At 52.9% G+C, this 588-nt stretch carries 1 pseudogene; it reads left to right on the top strand.

Features of this window, described 5'->3' with window-relative positions:
* Positions 1-321: 321 nt before the first annotated feature.
* Positions 322-588 (top strand): annotated as a pseudogene (locus LJ738_RS21170) (hypothetical protein); the annotation flags it as partial.

Here is a 588-nt window from a genome sequence, read left to right as displayed (position 1 = left end):
TCGGATGAGGAAAAGGAAATAACCTGGCTGATTTCTTTTTGTCTACCAACTACTTGTGTTTCTTAACAGGCTCTTAGCCGGTCGAACCTAGAAGCGCTGAAGATCGAAGACCTGACCTTCGACGAAGAAAGGCTGGTGGTTTCGCTGAGCAAGAGCAAAACCAACTAGTTAGGCTAGGCCGAAGAGAAGGCCATATTCAATCCCTCCGATTCGGCACTGTGCCCCATCCGCTCGCTGCAGGCTTGGTTACGGGTGTTGGACCGCGACGGGGGGTGCGTGTTCGTGTCCTTGCGCAAAAAACACCGGCTGACCACCCGCAGGATGACCACCAAGTACATTAACCTGATCGCCCAGCAGTATCTAGGGAGCGGGTATGCCGCGCACTCCTTGCGGGCCTCATATGTGACCGTCTCTAAGCTCAACGGGGCCGACGACTCGAAGGTGATAAACCAGACGAAACACAACACTAGTGCAATGATTCGCCGTTATACCAAGCTCGATAATGTGCGACTGAGGTGGTCTAGGCAAGGCGGACAGAAGAAGGACGTATATTTCTTCTGTTATGACAGCCAAAAAGAGCGGGGCGTC

It is taken from the genome of Hymenobacter plasmatis, from assembly GCF_020711255.1.
Classification (GTDB): domain Bacteria; phylum Bacteroidota; class Bacteroidia; order Cytophagales; family Hymenobacteraceae; genus Hymenobacter.
The sequence above is the reverse complement of the archived record's forward strand: the minus strand, read 5'-3'. Positions and strand labels throughout refer to the sequence as shown.